The organism is Natronorubrum texcoconense, assembly GCF_900100335.1.
Taxonomy (GTDB): domain Archaea; phylum Halobacteriota; class Halobacteria; order Halobacteriales; family Natrialbaceae; genus Natronorubrum; species Natronorubrum texcoconense.
Map to the genome: position 1 here is coordinate 71,252 of NZ_FNFE01000005.1, position 20,455 is coordinate 91,706.

Here is a 20,455-nt window from a genome sequence, read left to right on the forward strand (position 1 = left end):
CGACGGCTGGCGCGTCGCCGACGGTGTGTCGTAATCGTCCCGAAAAAGCCCGCTCGAACCGACGGTCGAAACGAGAACGGCGTTACTCGAGATCCGAGCGGCTAATTCGCCACTGTCGGAGCACTTCAGTGCTGTACGCGAGGGTATAGAGGGCGGCGTAGCCGATCACGCAGATAATCAGCGCGACCATCGCGTACAGGGCGAGAAATCCAGCGACGGAGTTAATACCGGCAATTTCGGCGACTGCCGACAGTCCGAGCAGGACGCCAGCGACCGGCACGAGTGCGAGTAGGTACGGATGGTCGAATCGGTCCGTGTACGCATCGATCATGATACCGAGTGACGATGGCATGGCATATCAATCATGCGGTCTCTCACCGCCGATAGATCGATTCCAGGTCCGACGAGACGGACGAACCACCCCCACGTTTATTTAGTCTGGTCCGCTACCCTCCGCTACCAATGGCAAACCGACCGCCGGCTCGCGCATCGAGTTTCAGTAGCCAGCTCTGGATCTGGATGCTCGCCTTCTCGACCGCGCTGTTACTGTTACTCGGATGGTCGTTTCTCCACCTCGAGCCCGGAACGCCGTCGTACGTGATCGGACAGGTCAGCGCGATCGTCCTGAGTCTCACGATACTCGGCACGCTCGTCGCGCTGCTCTCCGACTGGGAACCGTTCTAACGACGGACGGAAAAAATCGGTCAGGAGTTGTGGCCCGACGTCGACGAATCCGCTCCGGTCAGGAGGAGGCTTCGTCGACCGTCGAGGAGTCGTCCGTCGACGACTCCTCAAGCGGTGCGTCGTCGGTGAGTTCGTCGCTCTGCCAGTACTCGTGGTCTTCGACCTCGCGGAAGCACTTCGTCCGGTGGTACTGTTCGCTCTCACTGTCGTAGAGATCCGGCGTCTCCTGGCGACAGGCTTCTCGCGCGTCCGGACACCGCGTGTGGAACCGACAGCCAGTCGGCGGGTTGGTCGCGTCCGGAATGTCGATCTTTCTGACCGGCGGAGATTCGCGCATCGCCTGTTCGGCCTGTTCGGGATTGAGCTTCGGCGTCGCCCACTGTAACACCTTGGTGTAGGGGTGCTGTGGATTCTCGATGATCTCCTCTGCGGTCCCGATTTCGACGATCTCGCCGAGATACATCACCGCGATTCTTCCGCCGGATTTGCCGGCCAGATAGCGCGCGTTCGCGAGGTCGTGACTGATGAATACGAACGAGGTGTCGAAGAGCTCCTGCATCTCGAGGAAGAGATCCATCACGCCGATTCGCAGCGAGACGTCGAGTGCGCTGACCGCCTCGTCGGCGAGGATGACCTCGGGTTCGATGAGCAGCGCGCGAATGAGCGCGACGCGTTGCTGTTCGCCGCCGGAGAGCTGATGGACGTACCGCTCGGCGTAGTCCTCCGGTGGACTGATTCCCGTCCGTTTCAGCATCGTCAGGATTCGACTACGGCGTTCGGCGTAGTTGAGGTGGGGATGCCACCGCTTGAGCGGCACCGCGAGATTCTCGAGGACGGATCGGTACGGGTTGAGCGCGGAGCCCGGGTCCTGATGGATGATCTGGAGCGATCGACGGATCTCTTCGAAGCTGATGCCGTCGTCGTCGCCGTCGCGGACCTCCCAGATGTCGTGGCCGCGGTACTCGACCGAGCCGCCGGTCGGCCGGGTGAGTCCGACCATCGTCTTTCCGAGGGTGGTCTTCCCACAGCCGCTCTCGCCGACGAGCGCGAGCACGTCGTTCTCGCCGAGATCCAGATCGATGTCGTCGACGGCCCGAACGGCCGGATCCTCCGTCAGTCCGATTCGGTCGCTGAGCCACGAGGGGGCGACCGAGTTCAGCATCGACGAGTCCTCGAAGTGTACCTCGAGATCGCGGACCGAGACCACCGGTTCGTCACGGTCGCTCATCGGTCCTCGCCTCCGAATGCGAGCGGAACCGCCTCGTCCGCCTCTTCCCAGTAGTGACAGCGAACCTCGTGGTCGTCCGTAACGGGCTGGTACCGGGGGTCCTCGTCCCTGCATCGGCGGTCACTTAGCGGACATCTGGGGTGGTACGAACAGCCCGCCGGGTGACTGACGGGGTCGGGACTTTCGCCTTCGATCGGACGCATCTCGTCGAGCGAGATCTCGAGGTTCGGGGTGGATTTGAGCAGTGCTCGCGTGTACGGGTGGGCTGCGTTCCCGAGAATTTCGGTCGCTTCGCCGACTTCGACGAACTCGAAGGCGTAGAGGACGGCCATCCGGTCGGCGAAGCCGGAGACGATCGGGAGGTCGTGGCTGATGAACACGAGCGTGAGATCGTACTTGTCCTTGATGTCGTACAGTAAGTTGAGAATCGACCGCTGCATCAACAGGTCGAGCGCGGCGGTCGGCTCGTCCATCACGAGGACCTCCGGCTCTAAGATCAGACTCAGCGCGATCAGCGCGCGCTGTTTTTGGCCGCCGCTTAGCTCGTGGGGAAACGACGAGAGCATTCGATCGGGATCGAGGTGGAGATCGACGAACAGTTGTCGAGCGCGTTCGATTCCTTCGTCTTCGTCCCAGCCGTGGGCGTTCAACGTCTCTTCGAAGTGCTCGCCGATACTCATCGTCGGGTTGAACGCGCTCATCGCGCCCTGAAACACCATCGAAATCTTCTCCCACCGCAGTTCGCGAAGTTCCCACGGTCGTAAGTTGAGGACGTCGATCGGCTCGCCGTCTTCCGGGTAGTACGTGATCTCCCCGGTCAGGATACCGGGGTCGACGACGGCGTCTAAGAGCGCGTCGGCGAACATCGACTTTCCGCTCCCACTCTCGCCGACGACGCCGAGCGTTTCTCCGCGATTGATGTCGATGCTGACGTCGTTGAGCACCTTCGATGTCCCCTTGTCCATATCGAACCGAACGCTCGCGTTTCGAACCGTGATTATCGGCTCGCCCGAGGTTCGATGGGTCGATTCCGTCGATTTTGCTGCATCACTTGCCATTGATACTCACCTTCTGTAAAATCCGTTCGCTCGATCGCGACACCTGATACCGAGGTTCCGTGAACCGAACACACGTGACATTGAGTATCACGTTCGGGCTTTTCTTATATATGTCCTTCCATCACACCTATTCGTCCGTTTGCCACCCGACGACACGGGGACGGCCGACGAGGCGTCGTATCCGTAGTACGCGCGAAGATCAGTTACTGGCCGTGTCGAACGGTACGTTCCTAATCGGCGTGATTTATTAGACTACATCCTGAACTCGATCGTATGGAGCCAAACGACTTCAGTGCGTATCTCGACTCGTTCACGGATCGAGAGTGGCAGGAAACGGCGGAAGACGGTGAAAACGTTCGATTCGCCCTGATCGGCCTCGGCTGGTGGACGTCCGACAAGGCGATGCCCGCGATCGACGCGTCGACGTTCTGTGAGACGACCGCCGTCGTGAGTCGTTCGAAGGAGAAGGCTGAACGGGTCGCGTCCGAACACGAGTCGGTCGAAGTCGGCCTCTCGGGAGAGGAGTTTCACGACGGCGTCGCGACCGACGCCTACGACGCCGTCTACGTCTGTACGCCCAACGCCCGCCACCTCGAGTTCGTCGAGAGCGCGGCGGCACACGGCAAGGCGATTCTGTGTGAGAAACCGATGGAAGCGACGCTCGAGCGCGCACAGCGGCTCGCGGACGCCTGCGATTCTGCCGACGTGATGGCGATGATCGCCTATCGGATGCACACGGAGCCGGCGGTCAGACGCGCGCGAGAACTCGTCCGTTCCGGGGCGATCGGCGAACCGCGCTTCGTTCACGGCTCCATGTCCCAGTCCATCACCGGGTGGGGCCGAGAGCAGTGGCGACTCGACAGCGACCTCGTCGGGGACGGAGCGAGCGTCACGGACCTCGGTATCTATCCGATCAACACGACGCGATTCGTTCTCGACCGCGATCCGATCGCCGCCCAGTCGATGATGCACTCGAGCCACGACTACTTCGAGGACGTACCGGACGAGGTCGCTTCGTTCACCATCGCGTTCGAGGACGACGTGTACGCGACCTGCACGGCCAGTCAACACTCGTCGATGGATAGCTTCCTGAAGATCGTCGGGAGCGAGGGGACCGTGACGATCGACCCCGCGTTCCACATGGCAAGCAGCCTCGAGGTTTCGATCGAGAACACGACCGTCGACGTGGAGACGCCGCAGGTCGATCAGATGGAAGAGGAGTTCGACTACTTCGCGGACTGTCTCCTCGCCGGACGACGTCCGGACGCCACTCCCGAACACGGACTCGTCGACATGCGAACGCTCGAAGCGATCTACGAGGCGGCCGAGCGAGGCGAGACGGTTTCGATCTAACCCGCTACTCCATCGGTCGGTATTCGAATCTCATCTCTCATAATTAGTGCCGAAAATATGAATATCCAAACTAACTACTCAGTGTGGGATGGTACCCCGAAACACTTATCATGTATTATAATACATATTATGACGATGCCAGCAAAGAAACATCGCCAGGAGTATCTGACGCGGCGTCGGATCCTGGCAGCAACCGGTGCGACAGGTGCAGCGACACTCGCGGGCTGTTTCGGTGGAGATGACGACGCGTCGGACTTACTGGGTGGCGATTTCGACGAGGTCGACATCGAATACCCGGAAGACTACGAAGACGAGATGAACGAGGTCGTCCCGTCCGGCGCAGTCAACCCGTTCAACGGCGAGTATACTTTCAACCCGTACCACACCTCTTGGAACGCGGGAGACGCCCAGGAGACGATGTACGAGTACCTCTCCGTCTACAACACGGACGATGGAGAGTTCATTCACCGCATTGCAGAGGGGTGGGAGATCGACGAGGAAACCCGTCTCACGACGGTCGAGATCAGCGACGAGTACGGCTGGTCCAACGGGACCCCTATCACCGCCGGCGACTTCGTGACCGCACTCAAGCTGGAGGCGTACATGGAGATGGGTCTCCAGCAGTACGTCGACCCCGAGGACGGCATTCGAGTCGTCGACGACCACACGTTCGAGATCGAACCGCGAGAGGAGTACGTCGGTCTCGAGGAGGAACTCTGGTTGAATCAATGGGCTGAAATGCTCCTCGACGTCTCCGAGGAGCAGTTCGGTCCCATCGTCGAGGAGTTCGAGAGTGCGACCGACGACGAGATCGAGGACGTTCAGCGGGACCTCGTTTCGGCCGCCCCCCACTGGGATCAGATTCTGGTATCGGGTCCGTTCATGTTCGTCGAAGCGAACGAAGAGTACGCAGATCAGGTTCCGAACCAGAATCATCCGGTCGCACAGGACTGGGACTTCTACCTCCGACACGGACAGTACGAGGGCGAACAGGGGCTCCAGGCGGGAGAGGTCGACTGGGAACACAACGATCCGACGATCGAGGACCTCCCGGACAAGTACGACGAACCGCCGGTGTCGTTCTCCGGGCAGACGTTCGCGATCATCTTCGGTCGGGACGACGAGTACATTCGGGACTATCCGGAAGTTCGGCAGGCGCTCGCGTACGCCGTCGATATGGAACACGTCGTCAATGTCGCCAGTCCGGGAACGCCGGTCGACACCTACTCCGCCGGGATCGACATCGGTTACGCCGAGCACTTCGTCGAGGACGACGTTCTGGACGCGATGCCGAACTACGCGCCCCAGGACACCGACGCTGCCCAGGAGTTACTCGAGGGCGTCGGCTTCAGCTACGAGGGCGGTGCGTGGTACACGCCCGACGGAGACGAGTGGACGCTGAACTTCCCGGTAGGCGACTGGTTCAGAGATTCGTCGCAGATAATCTCCGACAACCTCGCCGAATTCGGGATCGACATGGATCACTACGTCAACGAGATGCCGACGTGGCAATCGGAGAGCGAGGCCGATCTCGACTTCGATCTGACCGTCCACCTGAACTACGGGATGGCGCGGCAGTATCATGCTCACTCCGACCTGTACGAGGAGATGTACAACCCCAACAGGGGCGTTCTCACCGAGCGAAACCTCTTCGAGGAAGAAGTCGAGGTATCCGAGATCGGAAACCCGGACGGCGGGACGGAGACGGTCAATATTCCCGACGAACTCGACGGAATCGCGACCGCAGAAGACGAGGACGAAGCGATAGCGCACGCGACCAAGCTCGCGTGGGTACACAATCAGCTCCTGCCCGCCGCGATGGTCCACCCGTGGAGCGAACACTACTGGGTGAACGTCGGCGACTGGGACTTCGATCTCGACTCGGACGCCTGGTTGACCTCGAATCGGATCACTCACTACCTCCTTGAGCACGGTCTCTCGCCGGAGTAATCCGACGGAACCCGACGGCGTCGAGTTGATCGAACAGTCCGTTTTTTCGTACCGCCGCTCCCGTCATCGCCAGTGACGGACGAGGATTGTCGACGAGTGAGACGGCTCCGAGCGCATTCGGTTCGGTTTGGCTGTGAACCAGAAAGAGACCGCTCGCCGTCCGACGGCCGCGCCGGCCGTCTCGGTGCCGAGTAGATCGGTCAGACTTCGACGACGGTGTTCGAGAGCGTCCCGATCTCCTCGAGGCCAATTTCGATCTCGTCGCCCTCGCGGAGCGTGAACTCCTCGTCTGGGACCAGTGACGTCCCCGTCAGGAGGACCGAAACGTCGGGGACGGCGTTGTGATCCACGTAACAGTCGACCAGTTCCTCCACGGATCGGACCATCTTGTCCGTGTTCGTCGACTCGTCGTAGAGGACGTCGTCGCCCCGACTGATCGTCATCCACATCTCGAGGTCGTGTGGATCGTCGATCGAGTCGGCCGAGCGGACGCAGGGGCCGATCGAACAACACCGGTCGTACACCTTCGCCTGTGGGAGGTAGAGCGGATTCTGCCCCTCTATCGAGCGGCTACTCATGTCGTTGCCGATCGTGTAGCCGACGATGTCGCCTTCGAAGAGGACGACACCGAGTTCCGGTTCGGGGACGTCCCACTCCGAATCGGCGCGAATGCCGACGCCCTCGTTCGGACCGACGGTTCGGTCCGGCGTCGCCTTGAAGAACACTTCCGGCCGGTCGTTCTCGTAGACGTCCAGATACATGTCCGGCATGGAACTCTCGGCCTTGCGCGCTTCCTCGCTGATCCGATACGTGACGCCCGCCGCCCAGATCTCCCCCGAGGAGACGGGAGTCGTCGGCGGACTCTCCTCCAGTGCCTCGGCGGAGAGGTCGGCCGCGTCCCCGAGCAGGCTGTCGGCGACGGCGTCGACGGATTGGTTGGTGATCGCTGACGCCCGAAGGAGGTCCTCGAACGTCTGCAGTTGTGACGTTGCCGCGGTGAGATCTGACAGTGATCCCGCCGTTTCCACTACGAGACGAGGGGAACCCCCCTCGCAAAGCTGGTAGTAACGCATGTAGCTACCACCCCCTTTTCGCCCAACCATATTAGCTCTGGTGCTCGGGGCACTCTCCCGACGGGCCGACGAAAACGCTGTGTGAGACAGTACAGCCTCCGGAACGAGCGAGTGCTCTCGAAGCGGAGAGTTTGGTATAGATCACAAGAATTCTATACTCCCGCCCCGATGTGTCTGCCGTGACCGCACGCTACCAGAACTACGTGAGCGGCGAGTGGACCGACTCCGAGACGAACGAGACCTTCGAGAGTACCGATCCGGCGGCACCGGCGGAAGTCGTCGCCGAGTATCCCGACTCGAGCGTCGCCGATGCGAACGCGGCCGTCGAAGCCGCGGCGGAGGCCCAGGACGACTGGGCGGATACGCCCGCACCCGAACGGGGCGCAATCCTGCGAGAGGCGGCGTCGATCCTCGCCGACCGCAAGGCGGAGCTTACCGAACTCCTCACTCGCGAGGAAGGCAAGACCCACGCCGAAGCCGGCGGTGAGGTCCAGCGGGCCGTCGACATCTTCTACTACTACGCGGAGAAGACCCGCGACCTCGGCGGGTCGGTTAAATCCGCGAGCGGGCCGCGGACGAACCTCTACACCGTCGACGAGCCAGTTGGTGTCGTCTCGCTGGTGACGCCGTGGAACTATCCGATCGCCATCCCGGCCTGGAAGCTCGCGCCGGCGCTCGCGACCGGCAACACGGTCGCGATGAAGCCCGCGAAGGTCGCTCCCGGCGTCGCCGTCGAACTCTTCGAGGCGCTCGACGAAGCCGGACTGCCCGAGGGCGTCGCGAACGTCGTCACCGGCCCAGGCAGCACCGTCGGGGACGCACTCGTCACCCACGAGGACGTCGACGCCGTCTCCTTTACCGGCTCCGGGAAGGTCGGCCACATGGTCTACGACTCGGCCACCGACGACGGCAAGCGCGTCCAGACCGAACTCGGCGGGAAGAACCCGACCGTCGTCTCCGACAGCGCCGACGTCGAGGAAGCCGCCGAAATCGTCGCTGCAGGCGCGTTCGGCGTCACTGGCCAGGCCTGCACCGCCTGTTCACGCGCGATCGTGCACACGGACGTCTACGACGAGTTCGTCGACGCGGTCGTCGCGGAGGCTGAATCGATCGAGATCGGTCCCGGCGACGAGTACGATATGGGGCCACAGGTTACCGAGAGCGAACTCGAGGGAACCCTCGACTACATCGGGATCGCCGAGGACGAGGGTGCGACCCTCGAGACGGGCGGCGGCCAGCCCGACGGCGAGCGATTCGGCGACGGCTACTACGTCGAGCCGACGGTCTTCTCGGACGTCGAGAACGACTTCCGTATCGCTCAGGAGGAGGTGTTCGGCCCCGTCCTCGCCGTGATCGAAGTCGAGGACTTCGAGGACGGTCTCGAGACCGCAAACGACGTCGACTACGGCCTCTCGGCGAGTATCGTCACGGACGATCACACCGAAGCGGAGCGCTTCGTCGACGAGGTCGAGGCCGGTGTCGCCAAAATCAACGCGAAGACGACCGGCCTCGAGCTGCACGTTCCGTTCGGCGGGTTCAAGCAGTCCTCGAGCGAGACCTGGCGCGAGCAGGGTGACGCCGGGATCGACTTCTACACGATCGAGAAAACCGTCTACGACAGTTTCTGACGGAGCCGACGGCGCGCGACGACGACAATCATTTTTCGAGGACGTTCCCTGTTGAGCGAGCCGTCAGCACTGCTTCGGAACTGGAATCCACCCACGCAGAACGCATCGGCGGTACCAGTGCCAGTAGTCGACATGCCAAACGTGATATACCCCGCCGAATATATGTCGATCGTATGCCGAACTACCGGACGCTACACGATCCGAACGCAGAGTATACGATGCGCGACCTCTCGGCGGAGACGATGAACTTAGACGCCGACCGCGGACCACGCGATGTGGAGATCACGGACGTCCAGACGACGATGGTCGACGGCAACTACCCGTGGATCCTCGTTCGCGTCTACACGGACGCCGGACTGGTCGGAACGGGCGAGTCCTACTGGGGCGGCGGCGACGACGCGATCATCGAACGGATGACGCCGTTCCTCGTCGGCGAGAACCCGCTCGATATCGACCGACTGTACGAACACCTCATCCAGAAGATGTCCGGCGAAGGCTCGATCTCGGGCAAGGTCGTCTCGGCCATCTCGGGCATCGAGATCGCGCTCCACGACGTCGCGGGCAAGATCCTCGACGTTCCCGCGTACCAACTCGTCGGCGGGAAGTACCGCGACGAGGTCCGAATCTACTGTGACCTGCACACCGAGGACGAGGCCAACCCGGTCGCGTGTGCCGACGAAGGCGAACGCGTCGTCGAAGAGTTGGGGTACGACGCCATCAAGTTCGACCTGGACGTTCCCTCCGGCCACGAGAAAGACCGCGCGAACCGCCACCTTCGCGGCCCCGAAATCGACCACAAGGTCGAGATCGTCCGCGAGGTCACCGAACGCGTCGGGGACAGAGCCGACGTGGCGTTCGACTGCCACTGGTCGTTCTCCGCCGGCTCCGCGAAACGACTCGCCCGCGAACTCGAGGCGTACGACGTCTGGTGGCTCGAGGACCCCGTGCCGCCGGAGAACCACGACGTCCAGCGCGAGGTCACCCAGTCGACGACGACGCCGATCACCGTCGGGGAGAACGTCTACCGGACCCACGGCCAGCGTCGGCTGCTCGAGGAACAGGCGGTGGACATCATCGCGCCGGACCTGCCCCGCGTGGGCGGGATGCGCGAGACGCAGAAGGTAGCACAGCTCGCGGATCTCTACTACACGCCCGTGGCGATGCACAACGTCTCCTCGCCGATCGGGACGATGGCGTCCGCACAGGTCGCCGCAGCGATCCCCAACTCGCTGGCCGTCGAGTACCACTCCTACCAGTTGGACTGGTGGGAGGACCTGGTCGAGGAAGACAACCTCATCGAGAACGGGCGCATGGCGGTTCCCGAGAAACCGGGGCTCGGACTCACGCTCGATCTCGACGCGGTCGAGGAGTACATGGTCGAGGGCGAGACTCTCTTCGATGAAGCGTAGCTTCCTCGGGCTCACTGCGATCCGCTCAGCGGTGTTCGACGCGGCATAAGCCGACGTCATACTCGCGGAGTTCTGTCCGGGTCGTTCGGCGGGAGTAGCTCCGCCGAACACACGAACCGCCCCTCTCCCATAGCAACCCGGCCTTTTTCGGACGGTCTCGTGGTACACAGCGAAGCCGCCGATTCTTCAGATGTACAGCGCCGGTAGTCGCGACGCTGGATCGCCGTGACTGACACGACGGCCGACTATTGCAGCCCGTTTCTGCCGACGGTGTCCACGATGCCAACGTTCGCCAGCGTCAACGGGCTCACACCGTCGGCGCGGAAGCGAGATCGCCGTCGACGCCCACTCGTGACGACAGCTCCTCGAGTCGCACGGAATACTATTTTCCGCTACAGAACAGTATCTACCACTACAGAACAACACCTGCGTTATACACGGTATGCCACGACAGCCGTTGGCAATGTTCCGTGTCGACGGTACAACCGCTGAGTACGTGATTGGCGGTCTACTGAGCCGATTTTACTATCGCTTCGAGATACTCAGCCCTCCCTCTCGACTCGAGCCGTCGGCGAACGATCGATTACGCTCCACTGCTGTAACAGTCGGTTCGAACTACCGATAGACGTCTCATATTACAGCCGTACGTTTGTCACGGCACTGTTGCTAGCTTCCAGTCCGATCTCTCGAGGGGGCTACTAGCTACGTCAATCGACTGATTCACCGGACAACTCGTGAGAAGACGAATTAGTGTCGCAGCCTGACGAACATCTGTTCTGTGAGGGAGAACACTGTTCTCGTAACTAGTACGATCCGGAAGTATACTGAGAAATCGAGCCGAGAGGACCGACGCGAACGATTTTAAGCCCCGTTGACGGAATGAGGTGCATGGAAACTCGTTCCGTACTCGACCGGTTCGGAGAACGCGATTGGGAGACGGAGACCGACGGAACCGTCCGCTTCGCACTGGTCGGTCTCGGCTGGTGGACCGTCGATGTCGTTATTCCCGCGATCGAGCAATCGGCGTCCTGCGAGACGACCGTCCTCGTCAGTTCCTCCGCAGAGAAAGCAAAGCGGCTGGCCGACCGACACGAAGTTTCCGAGGCGATCACCTACGACGACTTCCACGACGGCGCCGCGACCGATGCGTACGACGCGGTCTACGTCGGGACGCCGAACGCGTACCACCTCGAGTACGTCGAGACCGCCGCCGAACTCGGCAAGGCCGTCCTCTGTGAGAAGCCCCTCGAGGCGACCGTCGAACGCGCCGAACGACTCGTCGAGGCCGCCGAGGACGCCGATATTCCGCTGATGACGGCCTACCGGATGCAGACCGAACCTGCCGTCAGGCGAGCGAAAGAACTCATCGAGGACGGTTTCGTCGGCGAGCCGACTCACGTCTACGGCAACAACACCCAGCCGATCCTCGAGATGAATCCGGATCCCGACCAGTGGCGGCTCGATCCCGACGTCACCGGCTACGGCACCTCCGTGATGGATCTCGGAATCTACCCGATCAACACCGCGCGATTCCTCCTCGAGCGCGATCCCGTGCGGGTGAGCGCGCGGATGGCTTCCTCGCACGAGGCGTTCGAGGACGTTCCCGATCAGACGGCGACGTTTACACTCACGCTCGAGGGTGATCTGCCGCTGGTCTGTACGACCAGCCAGCACGCTCAGCAGGATACGCAGCTCAAGATCATCGGCACCGAGGGAACGATCGAACTCACGCCCGCGTTCCACGGTGAGGCGACGCTTCACCTCTCGTCGGGGAGCCTCCGTGCGACGATCGAGGATACCGACTACGGCGCCGTCGAGGAGATGCGCGAGGAGTTTGCTTACTTTGCCGATCGCGTCGAAAGCGGTGCGCCGATCCTCCCCGACGGCCGCCACGGACTCGCGGATATGCGAACGATCCGAGCGATCCACGAGGCCGCCGAGTACGACGGCCCAATCGATATCGACCACTGATTCGGAGCCGGATCAGTCACTCCCATAGAATTATACTCGTCGCCGAAGGACGTGAGATATGCACGCACTTGCTAAAACGAGTCGGGAGTACGGACGAATGGAACTCGTCGACCGCGAGCGTCCGGAGCCGGCACCTGATGAAGTGTTGATCGAAGTCGATTACGCGGGCCTCTGCGGCAGCGACGCGGGGATCTACAAGTTCAAATCGGCATTCGAACGGATGTCGCTTCCCACGACCATCGGTCACGAGTACACCGGCCGCGTCGTCGACGTCGGTGAGAGCGTTACGATGTTCGAACTGGGCGATCGCGTCGTCGAGCGACCGATTCGTAGCTGTGGCACCTGCTATCAGTGTCAGATCGGCGAAGAAAACGTCTGCCAGGACGCGGTCATCACCGGCGTCGACCACGACGGCGCGTACGCGGGATACATCGCCGTTCCCGAAACCGCGCTCCAACACGTCCCCAGCGACGTTGACCCCGAGCACGCCGCGCTCGTCGAACCGACGAGCATCGGCGCTCGAGCGGTCATCCGGAACTCGCGCGTCGGTGCCGGATCGCGCGTCATGGTCGCCGGCCCGGGACCGATCGGACTCCTGACGGCCCAGATTGCCGACGCCCAAGGCGGTGACGTCGTCGTCGCCGGCGTCAGCAGCGACACCAACTATCGGCTCCCACTCGCCGAGGAACTCGGCTTCCGAACGCTCAACGTCGAGGAACACGACCTCGAGACTGCCCGCGGAGAACTGACCGACGGCGTCGGTTACGACGTCGTCTTCGACACGACCGGCCACCCCTCCGGACTGACGATGGCCGTCGACGAGGTGCGAAAGGGCGGCCAGATCGTCATGGTTGGCCAGACGGGCGAGACGACGATGGAGTACTCGCCGCTCGTCCGCGCGGAGATCGACCTGCAGTGTTCCTACGCCTCGACTTGGGAGGACTTCGAGCGGTCGATGCGTCTCATCGAGCCCGGCGATGTCGACCTCGAGACGCTCCTCGATGATCGGTACTCGCTGCTCGAGGCCGACGAGGCGTTCGAAGCGTTCCTGGCGGGAGACACCTGCAAACCCGTCTTCGACGTTAGTGTGATGCGAGAGTAAGTCGTTTTAGACGGCCGTTCTGACCACTTCGACGCGCTTTCCGTTCGAAACCTCGCCGCGCAGGTGATCATCGAGGCTGCCGAAGAGGCACTCATCGAGCGTTCGGTCTTCACCGTACTGAGCGAGGGGAACGAGTCAGGAACACTGGTGCCTCTTCGGCCGACTGTCACCGAATTATTTAGTAGCCTCCGTCACGTTGTCGAGAACGGGTCGTCAACAGTCGTCAGCCATCAGCCGCGTCTCGCCGTGATCACGAGCATCCCTACAGTCGTAGCTCGACGGATCGATGCTCCGACGACCCACTCTTCGAATTGGGCACTCTGAATCGCGGTGTTCGTAGGGCGGTTCGTTGTTTGTGGACGATCCATCGAGACCAGAGCAGCACATCGCCACAGCTCTTGTGTACGCCGCTTGCGTCGCCGTCCGCTTCAAGGGGGTAACGGCCGTCGCCTTCGGTCCGCTCGAAACCAGCAGGTACGCGAATTTCCTTCTTGAGAGCGATCAGCGAGAGCTAGCGATCCGGTGTCGTGGTCTCCGACGACCGATGCAACTGCGTTCGAGAATGCACGCGTTGGTTCGACGATCGTCGTAGTAAGGTTTTAGTAATCAGCGATAGTGCGCTGTGCTATGAAGTACGAGTGTCCTCGTTGTACTCGAACGATCGCGGTGGATCAGCATCCTATGGGTTGCCCGGACTGCGGGTTTCTCCCGAAACACGGTGCCGACTAACCCCCTACTGATTCCCGCTCCCAGAGCCGAACGCGCGTCGGAAGCCGCTCGACGTCGTCGACGAGGTGGTGCGTCGGGGCGACCAGCGCCCGATAGGTGGAGAGATCCGACTCGGACGTCACGACGTCGACGGTGACACCGTGAGCGCGCAGTGCCCGGTAGTACGTCAGCGCGTGCTCCCAGTAGTCGAAGTCGGGGTGCATCGGTTGCTCTTCGAGCGCCCACAGGCTCTCGTAGTCGACGACGATGGCGACGTCGGCGGACGGCTACGGACAGTCGAGGTCCGAGAGCGCCGAGAACTCCGCCGCGGCGTCCGCGGCACCCTCGTAGCCTCGAGCCGGTGAGCTGTCGGCGTACTGAGCACCGCCCGCATCCCGTGGCCGCCGACGAGGTCGAGGACTTCATCGAGCCACTCGACGTCGAACGCGCCGGGTTCGGGTTCGATGCGTGACCAGGCGAACTCGCCCATGCGGACGTACTCGATACCGGCGTCGGCCATGTGCTGAACGTCGGTCTCCCACCGATCGCGCGGCCAGTGCTCCGGAAAGTAACAGACTCAGATGTGTATACCGACTGCACAGTCTTCGCTCTCGAAAGTCTTTGCTGCAGACTCCAGGGGGCTGTCAGTGCGCTCCCACCCAAAGAATATTAACGGTCGCTTTCGAACGTGTTTACCATGAGTTCGATCGACTTTACTAGCGTGAGAAAGGTGTACGACGGTGAGATCGTCGCCGTCGACGGATTCGATCTCACGATCGAGAGCGGCGAGTTCCTGACGCTCGTGGGCCCGAGCGGTTCCGGGAAGTCGACGCTGCTGCGAATGGTCGCCGGCCTCGAGGATATCACCGACGGAACGATATCGATCGGCGGGGAGACCGTCAACAAACTCCCGCCGCGTCACCGCGACATCGCGATGGTGTTCCAAAGCTACGCACTGTACCCCCACCTGAGCGTCCGCGAGAACATGGCGTTCGGTCTCAAACGATCGACCAATCTGTCCGACGAGGAGATCTACGAGCGCGTCGATGACGTCGCCGAACTCATGGGCATTCCCGAGTTACTCGACGACCGACCGAAACAGCTCTCGGGCGGTCAGCAACAGCGCGTGGCGACCGGGCGGGCGATCGTCAGAGAGCCCGCCGTCTTCCTGTTCGACGAGCCGCTGTCGAACCTCGATGCGAAACTCCGTAAGCACATGCGAACCGAACTCCAGCGGATGCAACAGGAACTCGAGACCACGGCCATCTACGTTACCCACGACCAGGAGGAGGCGATGACGATGTCCGACCGAATCGCCATCCTCAATCACGGCGAACTCCAGCAGGTCGGCACGCCTCGAGACGTCTACAACCACCCGCGGAACCTGTTCGTCGCCCAGTTCATCGGCAGTCCGTCGATGAACGTCTTCGACGTGACCTACGAGCCGACGGACGACGGCGGCCGACTCGTCGGCGACGTCGACCTCGAGATCGACGCCGAACGAGCGGCCCAGATCGAGGACGCGACCACCGACGAGTTGAAACTCGGCGTCCGTCCCGAAGACGTCAGCGTCAGCCGGACGAGCAGCGAGGAACACGTCGCCGCCTACGTCGACATCATCGAGCCGCTGGGCGGACACGATCTGCTGTACTTCGAACTGGAAGACACCGGGAGTCTCGTCTCGACGGAAGCCGCCACCCTCAGCGACGATGCGGCGCCGGAGACGGAGGTCCAAGAGCGCAAGGCGTTCATCGAACCCGAGTCGATCTCCGAGGACGCACACGAAGTGTTTCTGCACTTCGACCTCGAGCAGATCCACGTGTTCGACGCCGACACCGGTCTCAATGTCGCCCACCTCGATGAACTGGAACGGGAAATCGCCCCGTCTGCATAAGCAACGATGGGTCGCAACGCCAACGACGACCGTCGCCCCTCGAACTGGACGGTGATTCGACCGTGGCGCAAGCTCGTCCAATCGAACGATATCGACGGGATGATTCGCGTGGTCCGACGGTACGGCTGGTTGCCGGCGCTGTTCGGACTCGCACTCCACTCGCTCGCTCGCGGTGCCTTCGAGTACCTCAGCGAGCCGTTTATCATCGTCGAAGGCTACGTCTTTCCCGGGTGGCCCGCGGCGCTCGTCGTCAACGTCCTCTTCGGCTCGTTCGTCGTCATCTTCTCGTGGTTTTGCTACTTCGGACTCGTCGGCGTCATCGCCGGCTTTCTCTCGGACGAGGAGGATATGGTCGCGGATATGTTCAAGTTCGGCGGCTATCTGACGGTCCTGTTCGCACCGGTCTTCCTCGTCGGCTCGGTGGTGATCGCGACCATCAGCGTTCCCGACGGCGTGAGCGCGGACGCGGCCGCACAGAACGGTGACGGCACAGTCGAGTTCGCGACGACGGCGTACTCGTTCGTCTACGACTCGACGCAGATGCACGCGGTTCGCATCCTCAAGGCTACCGCCTGGGTCGTGACGGGATTCCTGCTATTGCCCGTCGTCCAACACCTGTACGACATTGACGAGAAACGAAGCGTCGTGAGCGTGCTGCCGGTGACGCTCGTCGGCGTGATCACCGCGTTCTTGCTCTGACTATCGGCCGATTTCGTCCAGGTCGATCGGTGGGGACGTATCGAACACGACGTTGTCGACCCTGAACAACGAGTTCGCGAACTCGACGCTCCAGGCCAAATTGTTCGTCCGAATCAGCTGGGCGTCGAGTGCGTCACTGGCTGTAACGGTATCCTCGACGATCCGGCCGGAGGCATCGATCCCTGCGTGCGTGTGTCCAGCGTCGTGGTGCGTGCGCAGTTCGGTCAGGGCATCGATCGGGTCGTGGCCCGCATTTCGCGCCAACGTCTGCGGGATCGACTCGAGGACGGTCGCGAACTCCTCGACGGCCAGCTGCTCGCGCCCGTCGAATCTCGGGGCTAACTGCCGGACGGCTCTCGCCGCTTCGACCTCGGCCGCGCCGCCGCCGGGGAGCGCGACGGGTCGCTTGATCGCCGCGCGAACCGCGTTGAGACCGGCCGTGATTCGTCGTTTCGCCTCGTCGGCGGCGCTCTCGGTGCCGCCACGGACGACCAGCCCGACGGTCTGCGGATCGACACCGTCTGGAGCCGTGACCTCCAGCCACGTCTTGTCGTTCTGTGCCTCGCGCAATCTGACCGTCCCGCGACCGAACTCGTCGGGTGTCGCGGGTTCGCCGGGTGTGACCGGCCCGCGGATCGTCGCCCCGGTCACCCGCGACAGGACGTCGATGGACGAGTCCTTGACGTTTCGGAAACACACGACGCCGCGTGCAGCCAGTTGTTCGCCGATCTCGTGGGTTACGTCGCCGGTGGCGAAGACCGCCGCACAGTTCGAGTCGGCGATCGACGCCGCGATCCGCTCGCCGTCGGTCTCGCGGTCGTCGAACCCGTCGGCGCAGTCGGCACTGACCGTCACGGAACCGGCCGTGATCTCGCGGGGCTGAAGCGAGCCGTCGACGAGGAGGACGTCGCCGTCGACGGGCAGCAGGTGTGCGACCATCGGATCGTCCGGCAGAAGCGTTCCGGGGATCACCGACGACGACGACGCGTCGCCCCCGGGAATCGCTTCGATGGAGACGTACCCGATGTGGACGCGGTCCCGCTCCGGTTCCCACGCCCGAAAGACGGCGTCGACGACGTCGTCGGCGAACTGTTCGAGCGGCCAGGCGCCGAGGCGACCGTTGGTCATCCCGCTGTGTGCGATCCGCTCGAGCACCGATTCGTCGAACGCGGCTCGCGTCGTCGGTCGGTCGGCGTCTGCGACTGGAATTCCGATCTCGTCCCAGACCTCGAGCGTTCGCTGTGCGCCGATCGAGAACCCCTCGATGACGTCGACGGGTGGAACGCCAGCCTCGATCAGATCCACGCCGCTCGTCAGAAGATCGCTGGCCAACAGTACCGTCGTGGTCGTCCCGTCACCGAGTGCGTCTTCGTGGTCCTCCGCGAGCGCGATGAACCGGTTCGCGATCGGGTGATCCGTCTCGCCCTCGAACTCCTCGAGGATCGCGACGCCGTTGTTGGTGACGAACGTGCGGAGCCTATCGTCGTCCATTCGCCGCACGATCATCTTGTCGGCGCCTAACGGTCCGAGCGTGCTTCGGACGAGCTCGCCCATCTCGCGGGCAGCCTGTTGGATCCCGCTCCTCGTTTCGCCCGCGGACAGCTGTTCCCAGCTGACGGCTGCGGACGCGTTAGCGTCCGGCATTTATCGGAGACACCTCCGTACTGTGCGTGCGACGTTCCGTACTGGGTAGGGGGTATCGTCCATCGTCGACACCTACCGGATGAACAGCCGGTCGACGATAAGCGATAGTGCGATCACCAGAACCAGGAGGTAGGTAATCTCGAATATCAATCCCCATCCCTGTGTGAGTATGAACCAGACGCCAGCGGCGGCGAGGAGTAGAAACCCGACCGCAAGCGCCCCAGCGGTACCTACCGTTCGCGATTCGATAGTTTGGACTGCCATGATCGTTCGAGGAATTGGGTCGGACCCTCATAAAAGATTGCCCTCCACCGTCTGTTGTGTGACGGACGCGCTGAAATCACGACGTTCGATAGCCGACCGTACTGGACAATATATCTTCAAAGCCACGTATAGCGGAGTGTTCGGCCGTGATAACCAAATCGTGTGACAGATATACGAAGTTATTTATGGGTTAGTCGGTATCTCTATGGTATGTCAGGGAGAGCCACGTCTGGCAGAGACAGTGGTAGTGATCGACCGGACTGCACAGCCACGCCGAGTTCCGATCCGGCTGCGGACGACGAGTACTCGCGCCGCGGGTTCATGGAAACTGCGGGCGCGATGGCTACGGCAGGGGCGACTGCCGGGTTAGCAGGGTGTACCGGCGGGACGAGCGAAGGGGACTTCCTCTGGTGGACGATGCGGGGCTACATCCCCGAGGAGGAGGAAGCGATCAGGAACGCCGCAGAAGAGTTCGAGGACTGGTACGATGGCGAGGTCAACCTCACCACCGACGTCGTGACGTGGAACCAGGTCTTCGAACAGTGGATGTCCGCCATCCAGGGCCAAAGCACGCCCAACGTCAGCGAGATGGCCAACGAACACGCCGTCGACTACGGTTCCTCCGGCGTCGTCCAGCCGAACACGGAACTGTTCGAGGAGTACGACGACTGGTACGAAACGCCGTCGTTCTGGGGGCAGTACGAGGACGACGTTTGGGGGTTCCCCTGGTTCATCGAGGTTCGGAACCTCTATGCGAACATGGACATCCTCGAGGACGCCGGTCACGATAGCATCCCCGAGACGTGGGAAGAGATGGTTCACATGGCGATGGACGTCGTCGACGAGACCGACAAGACCGGCTTCGTCTCGAGTGGTTCTCAGGACACGGGGACCGGACAGGCACTCTACGGTGCGACCGTCCAGTCCGGCGGCTCGTTCTTCGATCACGACGGCGAGCAGTGGTCCGTCGAGTTAGACTCTCCGACGTCGCTGTTCAGTCACCTCTGGATGGCGAGCTTCCAGGAGGAGTGGGATATCGGTCCCGGCGGCTGGGCGGGAATGGACGGCACCGACGCCGAGCAGCTGTACCGCGGCGGCGACGTCGCGTTCATGATCAACTCCGGCGACACCGCCAACGAGATGGCCAGCGACGGCGAGGAGGTCGGAGAGGTCACCGAACTCAGTACGATTCCGGAGGGACCGATGGGGACCAACACCGCCTTCATGGGTGGCAGCTGTCTCTCGGCGTTCGAGTCGGATTACACCCAACACGACGTCGACGACGAGCAGTCGATGGAGTTCATCCGGTACATGACGCTTCCCGACACCATGGAAGGATACTTTCCGGAAGCGGCACCGAACTTCTTGCCAGTTCGGGAGGCTCAGGATGAGATCCAGCCGTTCACCGAGAACACGACGGATATTCCCGACGAGTGGATCGACGCGCGACTCGAGCAAGCCGAAGACACTGCCCGCTACGGGATCTCCGGTCCCGAACAGAACGCGCCGTTCCTCGGCGATCTGGAGGGAACCACGGACGCGTATTCGATTGCGATTTCTGCGATCCTCGGTGCAGACGAGGATCCGAAGGAAGCGATCGTCAGCCAGGCGAATCAGGTTCGAGAGACGATCACCGACGAAGTCGATTACGATCTCGGGGAGAATACGGACGAGCCGGACCTCGACGACGCACCCGACGAACTGCAGGCGTGGATTCAGGGCGACGGCGACACGCCTCAGATCTGGAACCCGTACGAGTGAGATCGACACACGATGACACATCCCCCGTC

General features: G+C 62.3%; 17 protein-coding genes and 1 pseudogene. 10 read left to right on the top strand and 8 right to left on the bottom strand.

Features of this window, described 5'->3' with window-relative positions:
• Positions 1 to 82 precede the first annotated feature (82 nt).
• Complete coding sequence (locus BLT08_RS15250) at positions 83 to 331, bottom strand: hypothetical protein (protein ID WP_139171316.1); 249 nt, start codon at positions 329 to 331, stop codon at positions 83 to 85.
• A gap of 131 nt (positions 332 to 462) precedes the next feature.
• Here BLT08_RS15250 and BLT08_RS15255 point away from each other — a divergent pair, with 131 nt between their 5' ends.
• Positions 463 to 684 (top strand): hypothetical protein, encoded by a 222-nt coding sequence (locus BLT08_RS15255; RefSeq protein WP_090309423.1) that lies wholly within the window; start codon positions 463 to 465, stop codon positions 682 to 684.
• A gap of 58 nt (positions 685 to 742) precedes the next feature.
• Here the strand turns inward: BLT08_RS15255 and BLT08_RS23695 are convergent, their stop codons facing one another.
• Both BLT08_RS23695 and BLT08_RS23700 read right to left on the bottom strand, forming a co-directional pair.
• Positions 743 to 1,912, bottom strand: coding sequence for an ABC transporter ATP-binding protein (locus BLT08_RS23695; protein ID WP_090309427.1), 1,170 nt, complete (start codon positions 1,910 to 1,912; stop codon positions 743 to 745).
• Entirely contained in the window at positions 1,909 to 2,970 is a 1,062-nt protein-coding gene (locus BLT08_RS23700; protein WP_090309430.1) for an ABC transporter ATP-binding protein, read from the bottom strand. The genes BLT08_RS23695 and BLT08_RS23700 overlap by 4 nt, the downstream gene beginning before the upstream one ends.
• A 273-nt stretch (positions 2,971 to 3,243) precedes the next feature.
• On the opposite strand from BLT08_RS23700, the gene gfo6 (BLT08_RS15270) reads away from it, so the two are divergent.
• The gene (gfo6, locus tag BLT08_RS15270; RefSeq protein ID WP_090309435.1) at positions 3,244 to 4,323 is read left to right on the top strand and encodes a D-xylose 1-dehydrogenase Gfo6; all 1,080 of its coding nucleotides are present in this window, start codon (positions 3,244 to 3,246) and stop codon (positions 4,321 to 4,323) included.
• Between the two features lie 135 nt (positions 4,324 to 4,458).
• Entirely contained in the window at positions 4,459 to 6,273 is a 1,815-nt protein-coding gene (locus BLT08_RS15275) for an ABC transporter substrate-binding protein (RefSeq protein ID WP_090310133.1), read from the top strand.
• 200 nt (positions 6,274 to 6,473) lie between these two features.
• Here the strand turns inward: BLT08_RS15275 and BLT08_RS15280 are convergent, their stop codons facing one another.
• Entirely contained in the window at positions 6,474 to 7,346 is an 873-nt protein-coding gene (locus BLT08_RS15280) for a fumarylacetoacetate hydrolase family protein (protein WP_090309440.1), read from the bottom strand.
• A 179-nt stretch (positions 7,347 to 7,525) separates the two neighbouring features.
• Between BLT08_RS15280 and xacF the strand changes: the two genes are divergently transcribed.
• The 4 genes from xacF (at position 7,526) to BLT08_RS15300 (ending at position 13,456) form a co-directional block, all read left to right on the top strand.
• A complete protein-coding gene (gene xacF / locus BLT08_RS15285; protein WP_090309444.1) occupies positions 7,526 to 8,974 on the top strand; it encodes a 2,5-dioxovalerate dehydrogenase in 1,449 nt (482 codons plus the stop codon).
• Positions 8,975 to 9,147: 173 nt separating this feature from the next.
• Positions 9,148 to 10,383: a mandelate racemase/muconate lactonizing enzyme family protein gene (locus BLT08_RS15290; protein WP_090309448.1), complete on the top strand. Its 1,236-nt coding sequence runs from the start codon at positions 9,148 to 9,150 to the stop codon at positions 10,381 to 10,383.
• A gap of 888 nt (positions 10,384 to 11,271) precedes the next feature.
• Complete coding sequence (gene gfo6 / locus BLT08_RS15295; RefSeq protein WP_090309452.1) at positions 11,272 to 12,354, top strand: D-xylose 1-dehydrogenase Gfo6; 1,083 nt, start codon at positions 11,272 to 11,274, stop codon at positions 12,352 to 12,354.
• Positions 12,355 to 12,412: 58 nt separating this feature from the next.
• The gene (locus BLT08_RS15300; protein WP_090309457.1) at positions 12,413 to 13,456 is read left to right on the top strand and encodes a zinc-dependent alcohol dehydrogenase; all 1,044 of its coding nucleotides are present in this window, start codon (positions 12,413 to 12,415) and stop codon (positions 13,454 to 13,456) included.
• Between the two features lie 725 nt (positions 13,457 to 14,181).
• On the opposite strand, the gene BLT08_RS15305 is transcribed toward BLT08_RS15300, so the two are convergent.
• Complete coding sequence (locus tag BLT08_RS15305) at positions 14,182 to 14,433, bottom strand: beta-galactosidase trimerization domain-containing protein (protein ID WP_090309461.1); 252 nt, start codon at positions 14,431 to 14,433, stop codon at positions 14,182 to 14,184.
• Positions 14,434 to 14,528: 95 nt separating this feature from the next.
• Positions 14,529 to 14,741, bottom strand: a pseudogene (locus BLT08_RS23770) (beta-galactosidase); the annotation flags it as partial.
• A 120-nt stretch (positions 14,742 to 14,861) separates the two neighbouring features.
• Here BLT08_RS23770 and BLT08_RS15315 point away from each other — a divergent pair.
• Together BLT08_RS15315 and BLT08_RS15320 are read left to right on the top strand one after the other, a co-directional pair.
• Entirely contained in the window at positions 14,862 to 16,058 is a 1,197-nt protein-coding gene (locus BLT08_RS15315; protein ID WP_090309466.1) for an ABC transporter ATP-binding protein, read from the top strand.
• Positions 16,059 to 16,064: 6 nt separating this feature from the next.
• Positions 16,065 to 16,757, top strand: a complete 693-nt coding sequence (locus tag BLT08_RS15320; RefSeq protein ID WP_090309469.1) for a hypothetical protein — start codon at positions 16,065 to 16,067, stop codon at positions 16,755 to 16,757.
• Here BLT08_RS15320 and BLT08_RS15325 read toward each other — a convergent pair whose 3' ends face one another.
• Entirely contained in the window at positions 16,758 to 18,401 is a 1,644-nt protein-coding gene (locus tag BLT08_RS15325) for a TCP-1/cpn60 chaperonin family protein (protein ID WP_090309472.1), read from the bottom strand.
• 72 nt (positions 18,402 to 18,473) lie between these two features.
• Complete coding sequence (locus BLT08_RS15330) at positions 18,474 to 18,665, bottom strand: hypothetical protein (RefSeq protein ID WP_245724235.1); 192 nt, start codon at positions 18,663 to 18,665, stop codon at positions 18,474 to 18,476.
• A gap of 210 nt (positions 18,666 to 18,875) precedes the next feature.
• Here BLT08_RS15330 and BLT08_RS15335 point away from each other — a divergent pair, with 210 nt between their 5' ends.
• Positions 18,876 to 20,426 carry a sugar ABC transporter substrate-binding protein gene (locus tag BLT08_RS15335; RefSeq protein ID WP_090309478.1) on the top strand — a complete coding sequence of 517 codons (1,551 nt, stop codon included), beginning with the start codon at positions 18,876 to 18,878 and terminating at the stop codon, positions 20,424 to 20,426.
• Positions 20,427 to 20,455: the final 29 nt, after the last annotated feature.